Origin of the sequence: Desnuesiella massiliensis (assembly GCF_001403615.1) — a bacterium.
Classification (GTDB): domain Bacteria; phylum Bacillota; class Clostridia; order Clostridiales; family Clostridiaceae; genus Desnuesiella; species Desnuesiella massiliensis.
The window spans coordinates 837,311-861,223 of sequence record NZ_LN879455.1 but is presented as its reverse complement, the minus strand read 5'-3'; the positions used below and the strand labels follow the sequence as shown (position 1 = coordinate 861,223).

The following is a 23,913-nucleotide window of genomic DNA, read 5'->3' as shown; positions in this document are numbered from 1 at the left end:
GTACACCTCATTTATTATAATAATTCTAAAGGCGCAAGACTTAATAATAATTGTTTTATTCCCATACTATCAAAAGCTATGGTAAGTTTTATATCATCATTTTCTTTAACAGTTTTAACTATGGTTCCTATCCCAAACTTTGGATGCTTTACTTTTCTCCCCATAACAACTTCTTGCTCCGTTAATTTTTTACTTTCTCCACCTAGTATCTTATCTATTTTATTCATCGAGGCTTCCATGGCTGCCTCGCTATAGGCGGTTCTGAGGCTATGAGGATTATTAGAATAACCATAATTTATTGATGAGGCCTGTGAAGCTGTATTACTTGCTTTTTTCATACCTACATGTTCTTTTAATTCCCTTGGAACTTCATTTAAAAAGTCAGAGGTAGCAAAGCTCATAGTTCTTCCAAATACCCTTCTCACCTCTGCTGAGGTCATATATAAGATTTCTTTGGCTCTAGTTATGCCTACATAGCATAATCTTCTGGATTCTTCCATCTCCTTAGGATCATTAAAAGAAGCATTACCAGGAAAAACGCCGTTTTCCATACCTACCATAAATACTACGGGAAATTCTAAGCCTTTGGCACTATGTACTGTCATTAGAACTACAGTATCTGCATCCTCATTAAAATTATCAATATCAGAAACTAAAGTAGTTTTTTCTAAAAATGCTGAAAGAGTCTTTTCCTCAGAAGCTTTTTCAAATTCTACTGCTGCAGACACAAGCTCCTTTAAATTTTCTACTCTGCTTTCATCCTCTGGATTCTTAGAGTTACTTAACTCCTTTAAATAGCCGGTCTTATCTAGGATGTACTCTATGAGCATGGAAATAGGCAGCTGTTCCTTCATAATAATAAAATCATCAATAAGCTCTATGAATTTAACAATAGAGTTTATATTTCTAGCTGTTAATCCTGGTATGCTCTCTACATCCACCATAACATTATACAAGGTATCTTCTATAGAGCTAGCAAATTCCTGAAGCTTTCCTACAGTAGTATCCCCTATATTTCTCTTGGGAACATTTACTATCCTTCTAAGACTTATTTCATCATCTGGGTTATTGATAAATTTTAAATAAGCCATTATATCTTTTATTTCTTTTCTGTCATAGAACTTTAGTCCTCCTATTATTCTATAGGGAATATCTCTTTTCATAAAGCTATCTTCAAATACACGGGATTGAGCATTAGTTCTATACAAAATTGCAAATTCTTTGTAATTCTTATTTTGCTCCATTATTATCTTCTTTATTTCTGAAGCAACAAAGTCACCCTCATCCACATCAGAATAAGCTCTGTAGATTCTAATCTTTTCCCCACTTTCACTGATGGTTCTAAGTACTTTATCTTTTCTCTCGCTATTGTTTTGAATCACATTATTGGCTGCATTTAAAATATTAGCCTTAGATCTGTAATTTTGTTCAAGCTTTACCACCTTAGCCTTAGGATAATCTTTTTCAAAATCCAAAATATTTCTTATATCTGCACCTCTCCACTGATATATGCATTGATCATCATCCCCAACCACGCATATATTCTTATAGCCGGCAGCTAATAATTTTATTAATTCATATTGAGCTTTATTGGTATCCTGATATTCATCCACCATTATGTACTTAAATTTTCTTTGATAAAACTCTAGAACTTCATTATTGGTTTTAAAGAGTTCAATAGTTTTAAAAATTAAATCGTCAAAATCTAGTGCATTATTATTTTTAAGCTTCTTTTGGTATAAAGTGTACACCTCTGCAATTTTATTTTCTCTAAAATTACTTTCATGCTGAAGCTTATATTGAGAAGGCGTAATTAAATTATCCTTGGCTTTACCTATTTTACTTAATATTTCACCTTCAGTAATCTCTTTATCATTAATATTTAATTCTTGCATACATTGCTTTAAAAGTGACTTCTGGTCATAGGTATCATATATCGTAAAATCTTTTTTATATCCTATCTTATCTATTTCTCGCCTTAGTATTCTAACACAACTGGAATGGAAGGTAGATATCCACATATTATAGGCTTCATCACCAATTAACGCCCTTACCCTTTCTCTCATTTCTTCAGCTGCTTTATTGGTAAAGGTTATAGCTAATATTTGAGAAGGATATATGCTTATATCTTGTATCATATGAGCGATTCTATAAGTTAGTACCCTGGTTTTTCCCGAACCAGCTCCAGCTAAAATGAGCACTTGACCGTCAATAGTGGTAGCTGCTTCATACTGTTCTCTGTTTAATAGATTTTTTAAATCCAATTATCCTCACTCCTCAAAATAAAAAAACCTTATATTAAAATATAAAGCTTATTACAGTTTACATCATTTTATTATACCATAAAATACGAATATAATCACAAAATATACCAAACATTTATTCGTATTAATATTACATATAAAGACAAAAGGCACTATAATTAAATTATAGGCCCTATTATTTATCTTTCCAAGAGATTCTTTCAAATACTAAATTATAGCCATCACTTCCGTAATTTAAAGCTCTATTCACTCTACTTATAGTTGCAGTGCTTGCTCCTGTAGTGCTCGCTATATCCAAATAAGTTCTCTTCTGTTTTAGCATCTTGGCTACCTGCATCCTTTGTTCCAAAGCTTTTATTTCATTTATTGTACAAATATCCTCAAAAAATCTATAACATTCTTCCTTATCTTTTAAGCTTAATATTGCCTCAAATAAAAAATCCATGTCCTCACTCTGAAGCTTTGATTTAAAATTTGACATAAAATCACTCCCAATAAATACATTCATATAAATTTTAACATTTATATGAAAATTATTCTACATATATTTATATATACTCTAAGATTTTTATTTTTTAGGGATGTCTTAAAGAGGTTTTTAGATAAAATAAAAACACAACCCTTGGGGATAGGTTGTGTTTACAATAAATAAAAAGGGGGCTATTTGTTCTTTTTATTTATCCTTGCACATATATTATATTAAAATTTGTTCCTCAATGCAACACTTTTTGAAAATTTAATTGTAAATAATCATTTAATATGACTGCTTTTTATTCATATTCTATTAACTTAATCTATATTTTAATTATTTTTAAATTTCTTTCAACATATCTATTTCATCTTTCGACAATTCTCTTATTTCTCCCTCTTCTAGTTCTGCGTCCAAATCCAACGGCCCAAATTTTATTCGCTTTAAAAACGTTACTGTCTTTCCTACGCTATTAAACATTCTTTTAACCTGATGAAATTTTCCTTCTTGTATGGTTAATTCAATTTTGGAGCCAGATTCGTTAGATTCTAAAATATTCAAATGAGCAGACATGCATTTATACCCATCATCTAGCACTACTCCCTCTTCAAAAACTTCTATATCTCTCGCATTCACAGGGCTATCTATTTCAGCATAATAAACTTTATATACATGCCATTTAGGAGAGATCAGCCTATGGTTTAACTCTCCATCGTTAGTGAGTAAAAGCAATCCTACTGTATCTTTATCTAGTCTACCTACAGGAAAAGGATTAAATACAGCATATTCAGGCCCTATTAAGTCCACCACCGTAGTATCATAATTATCATAGGTAGCAGATATTACCCCCTGAGGCTTATTCATCATTAAATATATGTACTTTCTATAAAAAACCTCTTCTCCGTTAATTTCAATATTAACTTTCTCAGGATCTATCTGAATAGCACTATCCTTTATAATATTACCATCAATTTTAACTATGCCTTGCTTTACAATGGCTTTTATCTCTTTTCTACTTCCATATCCTAAATTAGATAATACTTTGTCTAGTCTTTCCAAAATTATCACTCCATTACGTTTTTAATATTTAGAATAAAAATACAGTCCTATTTAGAACTGTATCTCTGATAATATTCCATAACTTTTTTCACATGATTTCTCGTCTCAAAAGGAAGCCTATCTATATCCTCTTTAGTAGTTACACCCCTTTTTTGTAAGGTGCCTGGTCCAGCATTGTAAGCTGCTAAAGCCAGCTCCTTTGAGTTTTTGTACCTCATTAAATATCCCTTTAATTCTCTAGTTCCGGCATCTATGTTTTGATTAATATCATAAGGATTACTAATTCCTGCTTCTTCAACATTCTCAGGCATCAATTGCATGATTCCCATAGCTCCTGCCCAAGACTTAGCATTAGGATTGAAATCAGATTCTTGTTTTATAAGAGCTTTAATTAAATTTTTATCTACACCATATTTATTAGATGCTCTTTCGATAGCTTGCTCTATAGTGGTATTATTTATGCTTATATCTTCCTGTATATAGCTTTTTATATTGTTAGTTAAAGGTTCACCTTTTCCATAGCCTAGTTTATTTAAATCCGCTTCTAGTCCCATAAGGTTTATATTACTATTTTCCTCTGTCATAGCCTTAAAAATACTTTCCATAACCAAATCAAAAGCTGGCGAATTTCCCATAGTTTTCTTTAATATTTGACTCATCAATTGCACCTGAAGCAATTGCTCCGGCTTTTCTATTTTCATTAGCTCACCACCTAAAAATTTAAAGTACATATACATTTTAAGATTTTATAAAGACTCTTGTCAATGTATATCTTTTTCTTCAATATCAAATTCAAATATTGCATAATCTTCATATTCACATTTTTTATAGCTGCTTTTAGTTAATGCTAATAACTTATAATATCCTTTCATAAAAGGAATAAAAGAATAATAATTTTTCTTGCTATAGACCTGTACTCTTCTCCATTCTCCTTGCTCCATCAAATATATTTCATAGCATACATCTTTTCCCCCTTCACTATTTATCGTAAAAGTTACAGGTTTATTTATAGTAATACTCGCTTTATCGCATTTTATTTTTGTATTAGTTACTGGAAAAGATTCATGGACATATACCTTTAACTCTTTTTTATCATCGTACTCTTCCTTGGAATCCTTACTTTTTGCTAGAAGCTGCAATGAATATTTACCGCTACATTTTGGATTGAACATATACTTCTTATTAGCTATAAACTCTGTTTCCTCCGCTAAATGTCCATTAATATGGAGTATATATTTTATCAATGTGTTTTGGGTATTATTAGAAACAATTTCTAAACCAATGTCATCGCCTACCATATAATATTCTTTTGAATTCAAAAGCACATAATCTATGGTGGCGGGAACATACTCTCTTACCTTAAAATGCAAAATCGAATGAACATCATATTCCTTTGAAGAGAGCTTATCTTTAACTCTAACTTCAAAATCATATTCCCCAGCTTCCTCTGGAGTGAAGTTCACCCAGTTACAATCACCATATTCAATTCTTTCTACCTCAGCTCCATTTTTCAAAACTATAAAACAATATTTTAGGCTTAATCCCCCTTCAGATTCTACAGTTACAGTTATTGGCTCATTTTTTACATAGTTTTTATGCTTATTTAAATGTATTTCTTTTATTCTTACTGGGATATAATTTTCCTCATCCACCACATAATCTATAGAGCTTATAACCTCGTACTCTCCTTCATAACTTTCATCCTTTACCAGAGCAGAAATTCTATAACTGCCTGAGTGCTTTGTCTTCCAATTATAAGTACTGTTCCTAATGTAACCAGAATCCTCTCCAAAATTCCCTTCAATTTTATATCTATATAAAAGTCTTCTTCCGCCTTCTGTAATAACCTTTAAAGCTACAGTTCTTCCAATTACCTGAGGAGAGCTTAAATCTGAAGTGAAACTTTTAATTATTATAGGTCTATAGGGTTCTACCTTATATATTATGACAGCTCTATCATCAAAAGGCTTATTTGAATACATATCCTTAGCTAAACAAAGCAATTTATATTCACCGGGTACTTTTTCTACATATCCCACCAATCGCTTAGTGGAATAATCCTGTATACACCGTGTAATTCCCTTACTGTCAATTTTTACAAACTTATATAATACCATTCTGCTGTCTTCATGTTTAGACTCTACTTGGAAGATCAATTCTTCTTCTATCAAAAGTTCATTGGATAAGCACTTAAAATTTATAATTTCTAACTGCTTAAACTCATTTACATTAAATTTAATAGTACCAAAATCATCAAAATTATTTTGTGACTCCAAGTTTTTAACCTCTACTAGAATTTCCTGAGCTCCTATCTCATTAGCTGTGAGGTTAACAGTGTTTTCAGGAGAATAGTCCCTTATTAGTTCCCATCCGTCCTTGCCCTTTATCCAATATTTAAACATTAATGGAATTTTAGTCGTTTCTACAGAAACCTTAAATTTATCCCCCAAAGTAATTTTATTTTTACTTATATTAATAAAAGCTATAAGCTTCTCTTCAATACTTCCTATTATATAGTCTGCTCTAGAAATATAGTCAAAAGCTCTAGAACTATTTTCAGTTTTAGCTTGTACCATTATTATGTATTTCCCGTCTTTTTCTGGTTCCCATAACACCTTAGTTTCTTCAGTAAAATCTTTTAAAGTAGTCCATACCCCGTCCAATCCTACTATGAATTTATAAAGCAACTTTTCATTTATTTCATTTACTATTGAAATTTGTATTTCTTCTTTTTTTTCTTGAGGACTTTCTAAGCTAAACTTTATCAGCACTTCGTTCATGTTTATCTTCTCTCCTCTGTAAAATAATTCCTTTAATCTTTATTATACTATATCCGCCTTCATTCCAACAAGAGTATTTTAAATTTTCTATATATTCATGAAGTAGGATTAGGCATCGTAAAAAAATAACTAGTCAAAGATGGGTCGTATATTTTGCGTAAGACAAGGACACAGGTTCCATTAATAGTGGACGTAGTATTACGCAAAATAGACGAGTAGACTGACTAGTTATTTTTTTGGAGATGCCTTATATAAATGTGTAAATAAGGAAAGAATAATAATAAAGGAGGTGGCACTATGAAGAAAACTAAATTAGAAAATTATATTGAAAATAACTCAGATCCTTTATATCCTAATGCTTCTGATTTATATGTAGGAAGTGTTAATGGTTTTCCCTTTATCGAAAAACTTGATAAAGGAATTATATTTCCTGAAATTCCAAGAGAGGCGCCCCATATAAAAGGTTATAAACCGGGAGATTAATCAAAAATTTAAAGGTCCTTAAGCTTATAGATAAACATTATAGAAACTAAACTTATACATGTTCCAAAATGATGCCTTCAACCCATTATTGAGCATGTATAAGTTAATAGTTAAAGATGTATATCTATACATGAGAAGCTTAAAGCTCTCACCTTGGCTAAAGGGCCTTTTATAATAATCTTTTTATTAATTTAAGCAAGCCTTCTTGTAATCTATTATCATCTTCTAAAGTTCTTTTTTTAGGATTGGTGGTTTTTCCTCCGCCCTTCCTTACTTTCTGAGATATATGTCTTTCAAATAATAACTTATCAATATTATTATCGCTAAAAATATATCCTTTAGGACTTATGGCATAGGCTTTTTTTCCCAAAACCATAGCTGCTACTCCAAAGTCACCGGTTACTACAATATCGCTTTCCTTGCAACTATTAAAAAGCACCATATCCACACTTTGATATCCACTTTCTACTATATGTACTTCTCCATAATCACTTCTAATAACATGATTAAAGTCACAATACATATGAAGTTCAATGCCATATTCCTTAGATAAGTCTTCAATTATATTACGCGAAGGGCATGCATCTGCATCTACTAATATTCTCATACTATTGATTATTAAATTTGCTTTCTAATTCAGCTTTTAACTTTTCAAAGCCTGGTTTTCCAAGTAGTGCAAACATATTCTTTTTATATGCTTCCACTCCAGGTTGATCAAAGGGATTTACTCCTAACAAGTAACCACTAATTCCACAAGCTTTTTCAAAGAAGTAAACCATATAACCAAAGTAATAAGCTGTTAATTCTGGTATATTTAAAATAATGTTTGGAACCATTCCATCATTATGAGCTAATACAGTTCCTTGAAAGGCTTTTTTATTAACAAAATCCATGGTTTTTCCTGCAAGGAAGTTTAATCCATCTACATTTTCTTCACTTTCCTTCAGTACTATTTCTTTTCTTGCCTTATCAACATTAATTACTGTTTCAAATATGTTTCTCATTCCCTCTTGAATATATTGTCCCATGGAGTGAAGATCTGTAGAAAAGTCTACTGCTGCTGGGAATATACCTTTACCATCTTTACCTTCACTTTCTCCATATAATTGCTTCCACCATTCTCCAAAATAATGTAAACAAGGCTCATAATTAACCATTATTTCTGTAGTTTTACCCTTTCTATATAAAGCATTTCTAACCACAGCATATTTATAGCAATCATTATCTTCTAATTCTGAAATCATGAACTTTTCTCTAGCTGCTGCTGCTCCCTGCATCATCTCTTCTATATTTACTCCTGATACAGCTATAGGAAGCAAGCCCACCGCGGTTAGTACTGAGAATCTGCCTCCAACATCATCTGGAATCACAAAGGTTTCATAACCTTCACTATCTGCTAAGGATTTTAAAGCTCCCTTTGATTTATCTGTAGTAGCATAGATCCTTTCCTTAGCTCCCTCTTTCCCATATTTCTTTTCCATATAATCTTTAAAAATTCTAAAGGCTATAGCTGGCTCTGTAGTGGTGCCTGATTTAGATATAACATTTACGGAAATGTCCATGCCTTCTATAGCTTCTAATAAATCGGACATATAGGTTGAGCTTATATTATTTCCAACATAGAATACTGCTGGAGTTTTTCTGCTTTCTTTAGATAAAACATTGTAGAAATTATGGTTTAACATCTCTATAGCTGCTCTAGCACCTAAATAGGAACCCCCAATGCCTATAACTATCAGAGCATCAGAATCAGCTTTTATTTTTTCTGCTGCTTTTTCTATTCTAGCAAATTCCTCTTTATCATAATTAACTGGCAGGTTAACCCATCCTAAAAAATCATTTCCGGCTCCAGTTTTACTATGTAGCATTTCATGAGCAGCAGAAACCATAGGCTGCATATACTCTATTTCATGCTGTGATACATAAGCTGATACCTTGCTTAAATCTAGTGTTATTTTTCTTTCCATTTCTATACCTCCATTAACTAATATTCCTACTATTATAATTTTTCTACTAAATGAAATTTTATTCTATGTAAATTAATAAATCAAGGTATTATATATAATTTGTCATATACCTAAAAATATATCTACAATTTTGTAGGGTAATATAATTTATCCTCTCATCAATACTTTTACAATAATAAATAAAAGCAATCCAAATACTACACAGGCCCCTAACATAATCGGAATCATTATAGCATACTGAGCGATTATCATAGCAAATATATCTTTAAAAGGAATTTTTTCTTTACTACTTTTACTTTTATTGTGTTTAAGTTCTATTTTTTCCTTATCCTCTAATTCATCATCATATCTAAATCTTAAATTTTCTAAATCATTATTTTTCTTATTAAAAAACATTTTTTATCCTCCTAGAGAAGATTTAATATAATAAATATTTTAACATATAAAATTACACATGACTATAAAAGCACCTGAATATTTTAATTCAGGTGCTTCTTATCATTTTATAATCACTTAACTAAATGACAAGCCACAAAATGTTCATTTCCTACATTTTTATATACAGGTATATCTTTAGAACAAATCTCCATAGCATAAGGACACCTAGTATGGAACTTACATCCAGAAGGAGGATTTGCCGGACTTGGTATATCCCCTTTTAATATTATTCTATTCCTCTTTAATTTTGGGTCTGGTAAAGGAACCGCTGAAAGTAGCGCCTTAGTGTATGGATGCAAAGGATTATCATATAATTCATTCTTAGGTGCTAACTCTATAAGGGATCCTAAGTACATTACTCCAACTCTATGGGATATGTGTCTTACAACGCTTAAATCATGAGATATAAACAAATATGAAAAACCAAACTTCTCCTGTGATTCCATTAACAAGTTTATAATTTGTGATTGTATAGAAACATCTAGAGCAGAAACTGGTTCATCAGCTACTATAAACTCAGGATTTAATACAAGTGCTCTAGCTATACCAATTCTTTGTCTTTGCCCTCCTGAAAATTCATGAGGATATCTTCTTATATGATAAGATGCAAGCCCACATATCTTCATTACTTCAATAACCTTATCACTATAGTTCTCTTTAGTAGCTAATCCATGTTGAAGCAAGGCTTCACCTATAATTTCTCCTATAGTCATTCTAGGATTTAGAGAACTATAGGGATCTTGAAATATGATTTGCATTTCAGGTCTAAGCTTTCTAAGCTCTTCTTTTTTTAATGTGTGCAAATCTTTACCTTTGTATATTACTTTTCCTTCAGTTTTCTCTAATAGCCTAAGTATAGTTCTACCTGTGGTACTCTTACCACAACCAGATTCGCCAACCAAGCCTAAGGTCTCACCTTTCTTTATTTCGAAGGATACATCATCCACAGCCTTTACATGTCCAACGGTTTTCTGTAATACTCCTGCCTTTATGGGAAAGTACTTTTTAAGATTCTCTACTTTTAAAATTGCTTCTGACATCTATTTTCCCTCCTCATAAAGCCAACATGCAACTTTATGTCCTGGCTTAATTTCTTTTAACTCTGGTATATTCTTTTTGCATATTTCTATAGATTTTTCGCATCTTTCACAGAAGTAACAATTATCAGGCATACCTATTGGATTGGGTACTTGACCAGGTATTGAATACAATCTCTTATCTTTGGTATTCATACCAGGTTTAGATTTTAATAACCCTATGGTATATGGATGCATAGGATTTTCAAATAATTCTTCTACAGGAGCTTCTTCTACAACCTTCCCTGCATACATAACCACCACATAATCAGCCATCTCTGCTATAACTCCTAAATCATGAGTTATAAGCATTATAGATGTATTTAATTTATCTTTAATATTTCTCATTAAATCTAGTATTTGAGCTTGTATTGTAACGTCAAGAGCAGTAGTAGGTTCATCTGCGATTAAGAGTTTTGGATTACAAGAAAGAGCCATAGCTATCATTACTCTTTGTCTCATACCTCCACTTAATTCATGGGGAAAAGCATCTACTATTTCTTCCGCTCTCGGAATTCCCACTAATTTAAGCATCTCTATAGCTTTTTTTCTTGCTTCCTCTTTACTTAACTTTTGATGAAGAATAACCGCTTCAGATATTTGGCTTCCAACAGTAAATACAGGGTTTAATGAGGTCATAGGCTCTTGAAAAATAACAGATATCTTATTACCTCTTATCTCTCTCATCTCATCTTCTGTTAGAGATATTACGCTTTTTCCTTCGAATAAAATATCTCCATCTACTATTTTTCCTGGCGGATTTGGAATAAGTCTCATAAGAGACATTGAAGTAACAGATTTTCCGCAACCTGATTCTCCAACCACCCCTACTGTTTGTCCTTCTTTTATTTTAAAACTTACATCATTTACTGCTTTAACTATTCCATCTTCAGTATAGAAGTAAGTCTTTAGATTTCTAAATTCAACTAAGTCCTTTGCCATAACAGTACCTCCTTCTTACTTCTTTAACTTAGGATCTATTGCATCTCTCAATCCATCACCAAATAAATTTATAGACATAACCGTTAAGAATATAAGTATTCCTGGTGGCATCCATAACCATGGCCTATATTGAATATTATACAAATCATAAACAGATTGTATCATATTCCCCCAAGATGGTGTTGGTGGCATAACGCCTAGCCCTAAGAAGCTCAAAGTAGATTCTGAAAGTATTGTTCCTCCTAGACTTAGAGTAGCAGATACTATTATAATTGGGACAGTGTTTGGTAAAAGATGTTTAAACATCTTTCTTTTATCGGTTAATCCCAGAGCTTCTGCTGCTTGCATAAATTCTTGTTCCCGTAAAGCCAATACTTGCCCTCTTATCATACGACAGAGCCCTGGCCAGCTTAACAAACCTATTACAAACATAACCACAAATATTCTATATTGTGGAGGAAATTTCATGTCCGATAGCACTGCTGCAAATATTATTAATAGAGGAAGACTTGGTATACTCATAAATACGTCTACTATTCTCATTATGATTGAATCTACAATTCCACCATAATATCCTGCCATTACACCTAGAGTAGTCCCTACTATTACCTGTATTAAAACTGCAGCAACTCCTACAAATATGGATATCCTGCCTGCTAATAATACTCTAGTTAGTACGTCCCTTCCTAGCAAATCCGTACCTAAAAAGTTCTTTGCTGAAGGCGGCATATTAGCATTTACATAATCCATATCAGCATTGGTATACCCTGTTAAAAAGGGTCCTATTATACAAACTAAAATTATTGATAATAATAAAATTAACCCACCAACAGCTAATTTATTCTTTTTTAATCTTTTCCAAATTATTTTAAGAGGTGTCTCTATCTTTTCCTTTTTATCATTCTGTTGAACGTTGACTTTAACTTCCGCCATATTCTTACCCTCCTATTTTAACCTAATCCTTGGATCTACAAATGAATACGTAATGTCCGCTATTAAATTTCCAAGCAATGTTAAAATCGCAAGGAGCATTTCAAATCCCATTAGCAGAGGATAATCTCTTGCCTGAATAGCCTCTAAAGCCACTTTACCTATACCTGGCCATACGAATATTTGTTCTGTGATTATAGCTCCTCCAAATAAGGCTGGTAAGTGCATCCCTAATATAGTTATAACAGGTATAAGACCATTTCTTAAGGCATGTTTATATATAACCACCTTTTCTTTTAATCCCTTGGATCTAGCAGTCCTTATATAGTCCTGTCTTATAACCTCTAACATACTAGTTCTTGTATATCTCATTAATGATGCAACACTACTTAATGTCAATACTATCAAAGGTAAAAACATATGCTTCAAAACATCTAACACATGTGCAAAGCCTGTATACTTAACTCCTGAAGTAATCATACCTGATACAGGAAATAATTTCAAATCTACTGCAAAAATTTTAATTAATACCATTCCAAAGAAAAAGGAAGGTACTGAAATTCCTAAAAGAGCAAATACGGTAAAAAATTTATCAAATCCGGAGTACTGCTTAGTAGCCGACATAACTCCAATGGGTACCGCTATCAATACACTAAGTATAAATGATGTTAAAGATAACATAAAGGAATTCCATACAAAGGAATTTATAACTTGTGAAACTGGTTGAGCGTGTTTTATAGAATTTCCAAAATCAAATTGAACGGCTTTTTTAACCCAATTTATGTACCTTATGTGTATAGGTCCTTCTAATCCATACATTCTTCTTAATTCAGCTTTTCTCTCTGCTGAAACTCTTTCAAGCCCCATGCTATCTATAGCATCTCCTGGAGCCATAGCAAAAACAGTAAATAGCAATATCGATACTCCTATCAAAACGGGTACCATTTGCAAAAGTCTTCTAACTATATATTGCTTCATTAAAATCCCCCATTCCATAATTTATGAACTTGAATTCGGCAAGCGACCTTTAATATATTAAAAGCCCTTGCCGGTAATTTTAAATTATTACAGCAATATTAAATTATTTAAATGCACGCTTGCCGAATTCAAATAAAACTATTATAAACTACATATAGCTAACTATATATTATTTTAATTCAAAGTTATGCATATCAGAGTACCACTCTCTATATGAAGAAGCTTTGTAGTTTTTAACTCTTGAGTTTGCAACCCACATATCTCTTCTGTTATATACATATATATATGGTAGATCTCTATTTAGCTCTTTATATAGATCTTGATATACTTTCTTTCTCTCAGTTGGGTCTATAGTTCTTAAGCCTTTTGCAAGTAATTCATCTACTTTTTTATTAGAGTATACTCCTCTGTTGTCTACCTTACCTGTTCCAAAGATAGTTGTAGAATCTGGTTCAGGAGTTAGTCCCCATGCTGCAAAATACATATCAAATAGCTCAGGTTTATTTTCTTCTTTAGCTTTTCTAGTCTTGTCCATTACTGAGTTGAAGTCCATTTGCTCTGGTACAAATTCAACTCCTAATTGTTTATAGTTTTGTTGAGCTATTGGAATTATAGCATCATTAACCTCATTTGGAGTTGATGCCAAGAAGTTTAATTTAAGTTTAACTCCATCCTTTTCTCTTATTCCATCTGCACCTTTCTTCCAGCCAGCTTCGTCCAATAATTTATTTGCTTTTTCTGTGTTGAATTCATATTTTTCAACATCATCAGTATAAGCCCAAGAAACCTTTGATTGAGGTATATTTATTACATCCGCATAGCCTTTATACACTCTTTGAACTATTGATTTTCTGTCTAATCCATAAGCTAAAGCTTGACGAACTTTTTCATCTTTTAGCTTTGGACTAGCACAGTTAAAGCCTATATATCCATAACCATTGGTTGGATATATAAGTGCACTTAAGAAACCCTTATCCTTTACTTGTTGAACATTTTCTGGAGTAACTGTTAGCGCATTGATATCAACCTCTCCGGTTCCCAACAATTGTAAAGCTGTGTTTTTATTTGTAACTCTATATATTAAATTAGGTATTTTAGCTTTTCCTAAAACATAACTCTCGTTTGCTTCTAATACTACCTGTTGTCCTGGTGTAAACTCTTTAAATTTATATGGACCGGAAGAAATTATAGGTTTTCTATGAAGAGCCTCAACTTTATCAGCCTCTCCCTGTTTATAGTTTTGTCCATAATAATGTTCTGGTATAGGTTTTAAATTTAAATCGTATTTAGCAGAAGCTAATACGTCCTCTAGTGTAAAGGATATAGTTCTCTCATCTATTATCTTTATACCAGATATATTATTAGCTGTACCCTCTCTATATTCCTTAACACCCTTTAATGTAGTAGATTCTACATCTGCTCTACCAGTATATTTTGCATCCGCCATAACCTTATAGCTAAACTCTATATCCTTAGAGGTTATTGGCTTTCCATCACTCCACTTTAAATCTTTCTTTAAAGTATAAGTGTAAGTCTTTCCATCTTGAGATACTTCATATTTTTCTGCTAATACAGGGTCAAGATCTCCATCCTCCTTATAAGCGAATAACGGAGCAAAAATTGAAGATAACACATAATTGTCGTAAGCAGTAGTATAATAAAATGGATTGAATACCCCTTTAGGCTCATCAATACCAATTATTATAGTGTCTTTTCTGTTTTTAACTGTATCTGGTAATTTTTCTGGCGAAGAAGCCTCAATTTTTTCTACGGCAGACTTATTAGACAATTCTCCTTTATTAGGATTGTCTACTGGAGCTGATGGTTTGTTGCCGCAAGCTGTTAATGTAACAGCTAATGTCATTGCACTAGCCGCAAAAGCTAGAAGTTTTTTTCTTTGCATATTATTTTCCCCCTCTTTTTTTATTTTTTGTATATTTGATTAAACATTATATCTAAAGCTCCCCACAATTAAGATTTAGATATAATGAATTTAACTACATCAATATTCCCCAATATGAAAAATAGTATAAATTTATAAAAGATTCTGATAAATATAGTTTCATAATTTTTTTACATATATTTATTAATATTATATGCCATTTTTTAATAATTTGTAAACACCTTTTTTATTATCAAATTATTATTTTATCAATACAAAACTACATCATTTTTAATTTTTCTTAATAACTTCTAAATTTTTTTATAAATCATATATTATCACAAAATTCTTACAGTGTCAATTTCCTTAAAAAACCACATTTATCCAAATAGAGATTTAATTTTTTAATAATTATACTAAACATTTGAATTTTTATTTATATAAAACATAGCTTATCTCTTTCTTCATTGTATATTAATGTGTTATATCATATATTTCTTTTGTTGTAAAGCAATGTTAAACATTATTTTTTAAAAGCACTTTTTTATAGTTTAGTATAATTTCTTGCATTTTTAAGATTATTTAATCTATTTTAAAAATAAAAATAACTTACTTATGAAGGGATAGTATAAAATTTCATTGACTAGTTATTTTTGATAAGATACCTAAAGCGGCACAGGTTTTAGAATATAAAAAAAGCCTCCTCACCTAGGCAGAAATTTTAAGCTTATAAAGAGCTATGCCGCCATGGCTAAAGGACGCTTATATATTAAGACATGGTAAACAAAAGGGATAAGATACTACCATCCCTTCTGTTTTTTCAAGGTTATTTTATTCCCACTCTATGGTTGCTGGTGGCTTTGAGGTTATGTCATAGACTATTCTATTAACATTCTTAACTTCATTCACTATTCTCCTAGAAATCTTATCTAGCACTTCATAAGGAATTTGTGCCCAATCCGAAGTCATTCCATCGGAACTGGTTACAGCTCTTAGTGCTATGGTATGGCAATAAGTTCTCTCGTCTCCCATTACCCCCACGGACTGTATATTAGGTAAGCAAGCAAAATACTGCCATATTTTACCCTCTAAACCTGCCTTAGCTATTTCATCTCTGAAGATAGCGTCTGCTTCCCTGGTTATTTCTAGCTTTTCTTCCGTTACTTCGCCTAATACTCTTATAGCTAATCCTGGGCCAGGGAAAGGTTGTCTCCACACCAAATTATGTGGTATACCTAACTCTTCTCCCACAGCTCTTACCTCATCTTTAAATAGCTCTCTCAAAGGCTCAATTAGCTCAAATTGCATGTTTTCAGGTAATCCCCCTACATTGTGATGGCTCTTAATAACCGCAGAAGTACCTGTTCCACTTTCAACTACATCAGGATATATAGTTCCTTGTACTAGGAAACCTATATCTCCTAACTTATTAGCTTCTTCTTCAAAAACTCTGATAAACTCTTCTCCTATTATCTTTCTTTTCTTCTCAGGATCTGAAACGCCTTTTAGTTTACCTAGAAATCTCTCCTGAGCATTTACTCTTATTAAATTCATCTCAAATTGCTCTTTAAATATCTTCTCTACAGTGTCTCCCTCATCTTTTCTAAGTAAACCATGATCCACAAATATACAAGTTAACTGCTTACCTACAGCCTTATGAACCATAACTGCAGCCACAGAGGAATCCACTCCTCCAGATAGAGCACATATTAGCTTCTTATTTCCTACTCTTTCTCTTATCTCTCTTACCTTTTCTTCTGCAAAAGATGACATAGTCCAATTTTTTTCTACATTACATACATTAAACAAGAAATTTTGCAACATTAATTTACCAAAAGGTGTATGTTCCACTTCTGGATGAAATTGAACTCCATATAAATTTTTACTTCTATTTTCCATAGCAGCTACTGGACATTGTTCCGTAGAGGATACAATAGTAAATCCTTCTGGAACCTCAGATACAAAATCTGTGTGGCTCATCCAGCATTGATTTTTTTCTTGCATGCTTTTAAATATTTCGCAGGAATTATTTAATTTTATGGAAGTTTTACCGTATTCTCTAACCTCTGGTGATTCTACTTTCCCACCTAAAGTATAGGCCATTAGCTGATGTCCATAGCATATTCCCAAGATAGGTAATCCTAAATCAAAAACTTCTTTTGATATCTTAGGAGAGTCTTCGCCATAAACACTATTAGGTCCTCCAGTGAAAATAATACCTTTTGGTTCCTTGTTTTTTATTTGTTCTATACTATAAGTATATGGAATGATTTCGCAATAAACCCCACATTCCCTCACTCTTCTTGCTATAAGCTGATTATACTGTCCACCAAAATCAATTACCAATATTAAATCTTGTTTCATATTTCCTCCTAAAAGTGTTTATTATTGATTTATACTATAATTTGGAGCTTCTTTTGTAATATTTATGTCATGAGGATGACTCTCTCTTAGGCCTGAAGCAGTTTGCACCACGAAGCTACTATTATTATATAAATCCTCTAGAGTTCTAGATCCTAAATATCCCATTCCTGATCTAATGCCTCCAATAAGCTGATATATAGTGTCTGCTACATAGCCCTTATAGGCTAATCTTCCCTCTACCCCTTCAGGTACTAGCTTTTTATTATCTTCTTGGAAATATCTATCCTTACTTCCACAAGCCATAGCCCCTAAGGATCCCATTCCTCTATATACCTTGTAGCTTCTACCTTGGTAAATTTCAACTTCTCCTGGAGCTTCCTCACAGCCTGCAAACATAGAACCCATCATTACCACCTTTGCTCCTGCTGCTAATGACTTTACTATGTCTCCTGAATATTTAATTCCTCCATCTGCAATTACTGGAACACCATATTTTTCTGCTTCCTCTACACAGTCCATCACAGCGGTAAGTTGAGGAACTCCTACTCCTGCCACTACTCTGGTTGTACATATGGACCCTGGACCAATTCCTACCTTTATACAATCTGCTCCAGCTTCGATTAAATCTCTTGTAGCTTCTGCAGTAGCAACATTTCCTGCAATAACCTGTAAATTAGGATAAACTTCTTTTATTTTTTTTACTGCATTGATTACTCCCATAGAATGTCCATGAGCTGTATCTACAGTGATAACATCTACTGAAGCCTTAACTAAAGCCTCTACCCTTTCCATCATATCATAAGTAACTCCCACTGCGGCTCCACAAAGCAATCTTCCTTGTGAATCCTTAGCAGCATTAGGGAATTTTATAGCTTTTTCTATATCCTTTATTGTTATTAGCCCTCTTAAATTGTTATCTTTATCTACCAAAGGTAATTTTTCAATTTTATGAGCCTTTAAAATCTCTTTTGCCTCTTCTATAGTAGTTCCTTCAGGAGCAGTTATTAAGTCCTTCTTAGTCATTACTTCATCTATCTTCTTAGTATAATTCTTTTCAAACACAATATCCCTATTGGTTATAATGCCTACCAACTTACCTTCTGTGGTTATAGGAACTCCAGATATTCTATATTTGCTCATTAGGCTAAGAGCTTCTTCTATAGTGTTATCTGGTGATAAATAGAATGGATCTGCTATAACACCATTTTCTTGTCTTTTTACTCTATCTACTTCGCTAGCTTGCTGTTCTATAGTCATATTCTTGTGAATAATTCCTATACCACCTTCTCTTGCAATAGCGATAGCCATTTTAGATTCCGTTACCGTATCCATACCTGCACTTATAAGAGGTATATTAAGTCTTATCTTTTTAGTTAAATTTGTGCCTAAGCTTACTTCTTTTGGTAAAACCTCTGATTTGTTTGGCACTAATAGTACATCATCAAAGGTATAAGCTGTTTTCCATATTTTAGCCATGATTTCATCTCCCTTTCTATTCAAATAAAAAGTTTTCTACTAGTTTATAAATAGCAAAAAAGCATATTAATCTTTACTATGATAAGTGAAGATTAATATGCTAATAAAAGCAAAATCAATCATCACTCATAGTCGGAAATTTACGGCTTCCGGTAGATACTCCCAACCTTATTATGGGGATATATGAGCATGAATATTCTCATTCATCTTTAATTTAATTTTGAAATAAATATTTCTTTTATAGAATGTTTGTTAGTATTATACTGCATTATCAGAATAAATTCAACATAATTTTTTAGAGATATTTTATTAGTTGTAATCAGAATTTATTACTCAAAGTACTTTTTATGAATACAAAAAGAACTTAATCTATATAACTTGACTATCTAGTTTACTATAGTTACATCAACATCACCAGAAATATTTACTCTTATTTGATATTTATTGGCATTATTAAGATTATCTTCAAGCAGCTTACCATTTTCAAATTTTACACCTTTTTTACTTTGAGGTTCTCTAACATCTCTTAATACCTCATCTATCTTAGTCTTTTCCGTTGCTGTAAATGTGGTACTAGTAACCCCTTCTTTTCCCGATACTATGGTTCCTACTTTATTTACATTATATTCAATAGTTCCATCTGCAACATAAGCTGTTATTATCCTTTTAACCACTTCACAGCTTTGTATGTCAGCCTTTATTTTAGCATTTTCTCTTATTGCCACAAGATTAGGTATAGATATTGAACCTATTATAGCCATCACCGCTAATACTATAATCAACTCTATAAGTGTAAAACCGTATTTTTTATTTTTTTTACTATTATTATTTATTCTTAATCTCCTCCTTACTAAGTTAATCTTTGTGTTTAAATTACTATAGTAATTTAAAATAGGTAAAATATAAGTCAATAATTCTATTTCCCCAAAATATAGAAAGTAATGATGCAGAAGCAATGAATGGTGCAAAGGCCACGTAATCTTGCCTATTTTTAATTTTTGTTACTACTAGCGTTCCTGCTACTAATCCTCCTAATACAAAAGATAAAAGTATAATTAATATTGAAACTTTTACTCCAACAAACATTCCAACCAAAGCAAAAATTTCAATATCGCCTTTTCCCATGCCCTCTGTTAAATACACTATAATGAATATAATTAAAGAAGCTACCAAGGAACCAAAAATATAATTATATATTCCATCTTTGTATATAAGATTTTCAATTATAGCAAAGGCTAAAGCGACAATAATTCCTGGAATAGTAGTAATCATATATATATCAGTAGTTTTTAGGTCAATGAGAGATATCACTATTAGAAAGCTTATAAAAATAATATACTTAAAAAAATAAAAGCTTAACCCAAAGCTGTTATAAATAAAAATAAATATCAAAGGCGTTAATAATTCAACAAATAAATACTGAATGGAAATTTTACTTTTACAATATCTACATCGTCCTCTCAGCCACAGGTAACTTATAATGGGAATTAAATCATACCACTTAATATTTCTTTTACAGTTTATACAATGAGATCTAGGAACTATTATAGACCTTTCATTAGGTATCCTATATATGCATACATTTAAAAAACTTCCTAATATTAAACCATACAAAACTATAATAAAATATCTCATTTTCCCTCCTAACATATTCAATTAAATGAATTATATGTATTTATCTTTTTCTTCAATTATTGCCTCTATTTAATAAATTAATCATAAGTTACTCAAATAAGGAATAACTCTTTTAAACTTTAAAGTTAAACTCATTGCGTTCTAATAAAAATTTTTATGCATTTTGAAACCTATTATAATAAATAAAAAAACTCCTCGAAAATCGAGGAGTTTTTAGCAAACTCTATTTTAGTACATTCCGTCCATTCCCATACCTGGATTTGGCATTGGAGCTGGATTCTTTTCAGGAATATCTGCTACTGCAGCTTCTGTAGTTAAGAAAGTAGATGCAACAGATGCAGCATTTTGAAGAGCCGATCTAGTAACCTTAGTTGGATCAACGATACCAGCTTTTATCATGTTTACATAGTTTCCATTTAAAGCTTCATATCCTATACCAGCTTCACTATTTTTTACTTTTTCAATTATTACTGAGCCTTCTACTCCAGCATTAGTTGCTATTTGTCTCATTGGCTCTTCTAAAGCTCTTACTATTATATTGATACCTACTTGAGTATCCGCATATTGTGAAGTAAGCTTAGCAACTTCACCTATAACATTAACGTAAGCAGTTCCGCCACCAGGCACTATACCTTCTTCTACAGCTGCCTTTGTAGCTGCTAAAGCGTCTTCTATTCTTAGTTTCTTTTCCTTTAGCTCTGTTTCAGTTGCTGCTCCAACTTTTACTACAGCAACTCCGCCAGCTAATTTAGCTAATCTTTCTTGTAATTTTTCTCTATCGAATTCTGAAGTAGTTTCTTCAATTTGCATTCTTATTTGAGACACTCTGTCATGGATTGCTTTCTTATCGCCTTTTCCATTTACTATTGTAGTGTTTTCTTTGGAAATCTTTACGCTTTCAGCTCTTCCTAGCATATCTAAAGTAGCGTCCTTTAGGTCTTTTCCTAATTCCTCAGATATAACTTCTCCACCTGTTAATATAGCTATATCTTGAAGCATTTCTTTTCTTCTATCTCCAAAGCCTGGAGCCTTTACTCCAACACATGTGAAGGTTCCTCTCAATTTATTAACTACTAATGTAGCCATAGCCTCTCCTTCTACATCTTCAGCTATGATTAATAGTTTTCTTCCTTGTTGAACTATTTGTTCTAACACTGGTAATATTTCTTGTATGTTTGATATTTTCTTGTCTGTAATTAATATATATGGATCTTCTAATACAGCTTCCATCTTTTCTGCGTCAGTTACCATGTATGCACTTACATAACCTCTGTCAAATTGCATACCTTCAACTACATCTAATTCTGTTCCCATGGATTTTGATTCTTCTACAGTGATAACACCTTCGTTACCTACTCTCTCCATAGCATCAGCTATTAACTTTCCTATTTCTTCATCTCCAGCAGAGATAGCTGCAACTCTTGCTATATCCTCTTTTCCATCTACTTGCTTTGATATTTTTGCAATTTCCTCTACAGCTTTTTCCACAGCCATTTTTATTCCAGTTCTAACTAGCATTGGATTTGCTCCAGCTGTTACATTCTTTAGCCCTTCTCTTATTATAGCTTGAGCTAATAATGTAGCTGTAGTTGTTCCATCTCCCGCTACGTCATTTGTCTTTGTAGCAACCTCTTTAACTAATTGAGCTCCCATATTTTCATATGGATCTTCTAATTCTATCTCTCTAGCTATAGTTACGCCATCATTAGTGATCAGTGGAGCACCAAATTTTTTATCTAATACTACATTTCTTCCTTTTGGTCCTAAAGTTACTTTTACAGTGTTAGCAAGAATATCAACACCCTTTTGCATAGATCTTCTTGCTTCTTCGCCTAATATTATACTTTTAGCCATTTAATTTACCCTCCTATTTTCTACCTAAATCTAAATACAATTTACTCCACAATTGCTAATATGTCATCTTGTTTTAGAATAGTATACTCTTCTCCGTCTATTTTAACTTCTGTTCCAGCATATTTGGAGAATAATACTTTATCTCCTACTTTAACTTCCATTCTAACTTCTTTTCCATCTACATATCCGCCTGGTCCTACTGCTACAACCTCAGCTTCTTGTGGCTTCTCCTTTGCTGTACCTGTCAATACTATTCCGCTTTTTGTTTTTTCCTCAGCTTCTAATCTTTTAATAACAACTCTGTCTCCAAGTGGCTTAATTCTCATTAAAACCCCTCCTTAAAGTATTTTTATATATTTTTAATTATTCACTTAATCATTTTATTAGCACTCGTTAATGTTGAGTGCTAATACAATTATTATAATAAAGAAAGCTTCAACCAAATTCAAATTTATTCATCTATCTTTAGTATTCAAATTTTGCCGTTTAAATGAAATAACTCTAAATATTTAAATATTACATATATTTTCTCTTGATTATTAAATATTGCTATTTTTATATTTAAATTTTTCATATATAATAGTTTATATGACCTAAAATCACAAATACATATATGATTATTCCCTAAAAATGAGGTGTTTATAATGTTAATGTCAAAAAAATTTTTCAGTTTTGTATGTTCGTTACTAATAGCTCTAACTCTTATTTCACTGTCAGTAAAATTTACTTTAAATTTTAAACAACTATATTATTTTGATATAGATTACCTAAAGATTTCTCAAGAATCAGGTTTTGAAAAGACAGCCATAATTAAAGATTATAATACATTGATAGATTATCTAGATCCCTATAATAAATCTGAGTTAAAATTTAATACCTTCGCTATGTCTAGAGAAGGTAAAATTCACTTTGAGGAGGTAAAGGCTATATTTATTAAATTCAATTACTTGTTTTGGACATGCTTAGTTTTAGGCTTAGCCTCCGGTTTTTACCTATTTAAAAAGAGACAATTTGGATTTTTAAAAATTACAGCCTATTTATTATTAATACTTCCTATAACCTTAGCCCTACCCTTTGTCATAGATTTTGATAAGTCCTTTACTATTTTTCATAAATTATTCTTTAAAAACGACTACTGGCTCTTTGATCCAGTGAAGGATCCTATAATAACAGTACTTCCCCAAGAGTTTTTCTTTCACTGTGCGGTATTAATACTTGTGATGCTATTAATACTATCAATTATATTATTGATTTGTTACAAGAAAACTAAGAAGCAATTTTCTTAATTCATAAAACCTACAATTTATATTTTTTAA

At 31.8% G+C, this 23,913-nt stretch carries 21 protein-coding genes and 1 riboswitch; of the genes, 2 read left to right on the top strand and 19 right to left on the bottom strand.

Features of this window, described 5'->3' with window-relative positions; genetic code table 11:
• Nucleotides 1-14: 14 nt before the first annotated feature.
• The 5 genes from pcrA to BN2665_RS10605 form a co-directional block, all read right to left on the bottom strand.
• A complete protein-coding gene (gene pcrA / locus BN2665_RS10625; RefSeq protein ID WP_055667078.1) occupies nt 15-2,264 on the bottom strand; it encodes a DNA helicase PcrA in 2,250 nt (749 codons plus the stop codon).
• Nucleotides 2,265-2,439: 175 nt separating this feature from the next.
• Nucleotides 2,440-2,745, bottom strand: coding sequence for a YerC/YecD family TrpR-related protein (locus BN2665_RS10620; protein WP_055667077.1), 306 nt, complete (start codon nt 2,743-2,745; stop codon nt 2,440-2,442).
• Between the two features lie 330 nt (nt 2,746-3,075).
• A complete protein-coding gene (locus BN2665_RS10615; protein WP_055667076.1) occupies nt 3,076-3,792 on the bottom strand; it encodes a pseudouridine synthase in 717 nt (238 codons plus the stop codon).
• Between the two features lie 47 nt (nt 3,793-3,839).
• A complete protein-coding gene (locus BN2665_RS10610) occupies nt 3,840-4,493 on the bottom strand; it encodes a lytic transglycosylase domain-containing protein (protein WP_055667075.1) in 654 nt (217 codons plus the stop codon).
• A 60-nt stretch (nt 4,494-4,553) separates the two neighbouring features.
• Nucleotides 4,554-6,572 (bottom strand): triple tyrosine motif-containing protein, encoded by a 2,019-nt coding sequence (locus BN2665_RS10605; RefSeq protein ID WP_055667074.1) that lies wholly within the window; start codon nt 6,570-6,572, stop codon nt 4,554-4,556.
• Between the two features lie 297 nt (nt 6,573-6,869).
• Between BN2665_RS10605 and BN2665_RS10600 the strand changes: the two genes are divergently transcribed.
• Nucleotides 6,870-7,055, top strand: coding sequence for a hypothetical protein (locus BN2665_RS10600; RefSeq protein ID WP_055667073.1), 186 nt, complete (start codon nt 6,870-6,872; stop codon nt 7,053-7,055).
• 169 nt (nt 7,056-7,224) lie between these two features.
• Here BN2665_RS10600 and BN2665_RS10595 read toward each other — a convergent pair whose 3' ends face one another.
• From BN2665_RS10595 to groES, 14 genes are all read right to left on the bottom strand, one after another.
• Nucleotides 7,225-7,662 (bottom strand): YaiI/YqxD family protein, encoded by a 438-nt coding sequence (locus BN2665_RS10595; protein ID WP_055667072.1) that lies wholly within the window; start codon nt 7,660-7,662, stop codon nt 7,225-7,227.
• A gap of 1 nt (nt 7,663) precedes the next feature.
• Nucleotides 7,664-9,022, bottom strand: a complete 1,359-nt coding sequence (locus BN2665_RS10590; protein WP_055667071.1) for a glucose-6-phosphate isomerase — start codon at nt 9,020-9,022, stop codon at nt 7,664-7,666.
• Nucleotides 9,023-9,169: 147 nt separating this feature from the next.
• Nucleotides 9,170-9,418, bottom strand: a complete 249-nt coding sequence (locus BN2665_RS10585) for a hypothetical protein (RefSeq protein WP_055667070.1) — start codon at nt 9,416-9,418, stop codon at nt 9,170-9,172.
• Between the two features lie 113 nt (nt 9,419-9,531).
• Nucleotides 9,532-10,500, bottom strand: a complete 969-nt coding sequence (locus BN2665_RS10580) for an ABC transporter ATP-binding protein (RefSeq protein ID WP_055667069.1) — start codon at nt 10,498-10,500, stop codon at nt 9,532-9,534.
• Entirely contained in the window at nt 10,501-11,478 is a 978-nt protein-coding gene (locus tag BN2665_RS10575; RefSeq protein ID WP_055667068.1) for an ABC transporter ATP-binding protein, read from the bottom strand.
• Nucleotides 11,479-11,493: 15 nt separating this feature from the next.
• On the bottom strand, nt 11,494-12,411 hold the full coding sequence (opp4C, locus tag BN2665_RS10570) for an oligopeptide ABC transporter permease (RefSeq protein WP_055667067.1): 918 nt from the start codon (nt 12,409-12,411) through the stop codon (nt 11,494-11,496).
• Between the two features lie 12 nt (nt 12,412-12,423).
• On the bottom strand, nt 12,424-13,386 hold the full coding sequence (locus BN2665_RS10565; RefSeq protein WP_055667066.1) for an ABC transporter permease: 963 nt from the start codon (nt 13,384-13,386) through the stop codon (nt 12,424-12,426).
• Nucleotides 13,387-13,555: 169 nt separating this feature from the next.
• Nucleotides 13,556-15,289 carry an ABC transporter substrate-binding protein gene (locus BN2665_RS10560; RefSeq protein ID WP_055667065.1) on the bottom strand — a complete coding sequence of 578 codons (1,734 nt, stop codon included), beginning with the start codon at nt 15,287-15,289 and terminating at the stop codon, nt 13,556-13,558.
• Between the two features lie 810 nt (nt 15,290-16,099).
• Nucleotides 16,100-17,632, bottom strand: coding sequence for a glutamine-hydrolyzing GMP synthase (gene guaA / locus BN2665_RS10555; protein ID WP_055667064.1), 1,533 nt, complete (start codon nt 17,630-17,632; stop codon nt 16,100-16,102).
• A gap of 21 nt (nt 17,633-17,653) precedes the next feature.
• Nucleotides 17,654-19,108 (bottom strand): IMP dehydrogenase, encoded by a 1,455-nt coding sequence (gene guaB, locus BN2665_RS10550; protein WP_055667063.1) that lies wholly within the window; start codon nt 19,106-19,108, stop codon nt 17,654-17,656.
• Nucleotides 19,109-19,217: 109 nt separating this feature from the next.
• Nucleotides 19,218-19,315: riboswitch (purine riboswitch) on the bottom strand.
• Nucleotides 19,316-19,494: 179 nt separating this feature from the next.
• Nucleotides 19,495-20,019 (bottom strand): type II secretion system protein, encoded by a 525-nt coding sequence (locus BN2665_RS10545; RefSeq protein WP_055667062.1) that lies wholly within the window; start codon nt 20,017-20,019, stop codon nt 19,495-19,497.
• Complete coding sequence (locus tag BN2665_RS10540; RefSeq protein WP_154674914.1) at nt 19,985-20,743, bottom strand: prepilin peptidase; 759 nt, start codon at nt 20,741-20,743, stop codon at nt 19,985-19,987. Before BN2665_RS10540 ends, BN2665_RS10545 begins: the two co-directional genes overlap by 35 nt.
• Before the next feature lie 228 nt (nt 20,744-20,971).
• Nucleotides 20,972-22,597, bottom strand: a complete 1,626-nt coding sequence (groL, locus tag BN2665_RS10535; RefSeq protein ID WP_055667060.1) for a chaperonin GroEL — start codon at nt 22,595-22,597, stop codon at nt 20,972-20,974.
• 41 nt (nt 22,598-22,638) lie between these two features.
• Nucleotides 22,639-22,923 carry a co-chaperone GroES gene (gene groES, locus BN2665_RS10530; RefSeq protein WP_055667059.1) on the bottom strand — a complete coding sequence of 95 codons (285 nt, stop codon included), beginning with the start codon at nt 22,921-22,923 and terminating at the stop codon, nt 22,639-22,641.
• A gap of 318 nt (nt 22,924-23,241) precedes the next feature.
• Between groES and BN2665_RS10525 the strand changes: the two genes are divergently transcribed.
• Complete coding sequence (locus BN2665_RS10525; protein ID WP_055667058.1) at nt 23,242-23,883, top strand: TIGR01906 family membrane protein; 642 nt, start codon at nt 23,242-23,244, stop codon at nt 23,881-23,883.
• Nucleotides 23,884-23,913: the final 30 nt, after the last annotated feature.

Coding starts and splice junctions, on each gene's coding strand:
- BN2665_RS10610 (WP_055667075.1), bottom strand. CDS start 4,493: ATGAAAATAGAAAAGCCGGAGCAATTGCTTCAGGTGCAATTGATGAGT.
- BN2665_RS10575 (WP_055667068.1), bottom strand. CDS start 11,478: ATGGCAAAGGACTTAGTTGAATTTAGAAATCTAAAGACTTACTTCTAT.
- groES (WP_055667059.1), bottom strand. CDS start 22,923: ATGAGAATTAAGCCACTTGGAGACAGAGTTGTTATTAAAAGATTAGAA.
- BN2665_RS10560 (WP_055667065.1), bottom strand. CDS start 15,289: ATGCAAAGAAAAAAACTTCTAGCTTTTGCGGCTAGTGCAATGACATTA.
- BN2665_RS10620 (WP_055667077.1), bottom strand. CDS start 2,745: ATGTCAAATTTTAAATCAAAGCTTCAGAGTGAGGACATGGATTTTTTA.
- BN2665_RS10565 (WP_055667066.1), bottom strand. CDS start 13,386: ATGAAGCAATATATAGTTAGAAGACTTTTGCAAATGGTACCCGTTTTG.
- guaA (WP_055667064.1), bottom strand. CDS start 17,632: ATGAAACAAGATTTAATATTGGTAATTGATTTTGGTGGACAGTATAAT.
- BN2665_RS10580 (WP_055667069.1), bottom strand. CDS start 10,500: ATGTCAGAAGCAATTTTAAAAGTAGAGAATCTTAAAAAGTACTTTCCC.
- BN2665_RS10525 (WP_055667058.1), top strand. CDS start 23,242: ATGTTAATGTCAAAAAAATTTTTCAGTTTTGTATGTTCGTTACTAATA.
- BN2665_RS10605 (WP_055667074.1), bottom strand. CDS start 6,572: ATGAACGAAGTGCTGATAAAGTTTAGCTTAGAAAGTCCTCAAGAAAAA.
- BN2665_RS10595 (WP_055667072.1), bottom strand. CDS start 7,662: ATGAGAATATTAGTAGATGCAGATGCATGCCCTTCGCGTAATATAATT.
- opp4C (WP_055667067.1), bottom strand. CDS start 12,411: ATGGCGGAAGTTAAAGTCAACGTTCAACAGAATGATAAAAAGGAAAAG.
- guaB (WP_055667063.1), bottom strand. CDS start 19,108: ATGGCTAAAATATGGAAAACAGCTTATACCTTTGATGATGTACTATTA.
- BN2665_RS10590 (WP_055667071.1), bottom strand. CDS start 9,022: ATGGAAAGAAAAATAACACTAGATTTAAGCAAGGTATCAGCTTATGTA.
- BN2665_RS10540 (WP_154674914.1), bottom strand. CDS start 20,743: ATGAGATATTTTATTATAGTTTTGTATGGTTTAATATTAGGAAGTTTT.
- groL (WP_055667060.1), bottom strand. CDS start 22,597: ATGGCTAAAAGTATAATATTAGGCGAAGAAGCAAGAAGATCTATGCAA.
- BN2665_RS10585 (WP_055667070.1), bottom strand. CDS start 9,418: ATGTTTTTTAATAAGAAAAATAATGATTTAGAAAATTTAAGATTTAGA.
- BN2665_RS10600 (WP_055667073.1), top strand. CDS start 6,870: ATGAAGAAAACTAAATTAGAAAATTATATTGAAAATAACTCAGATCCT.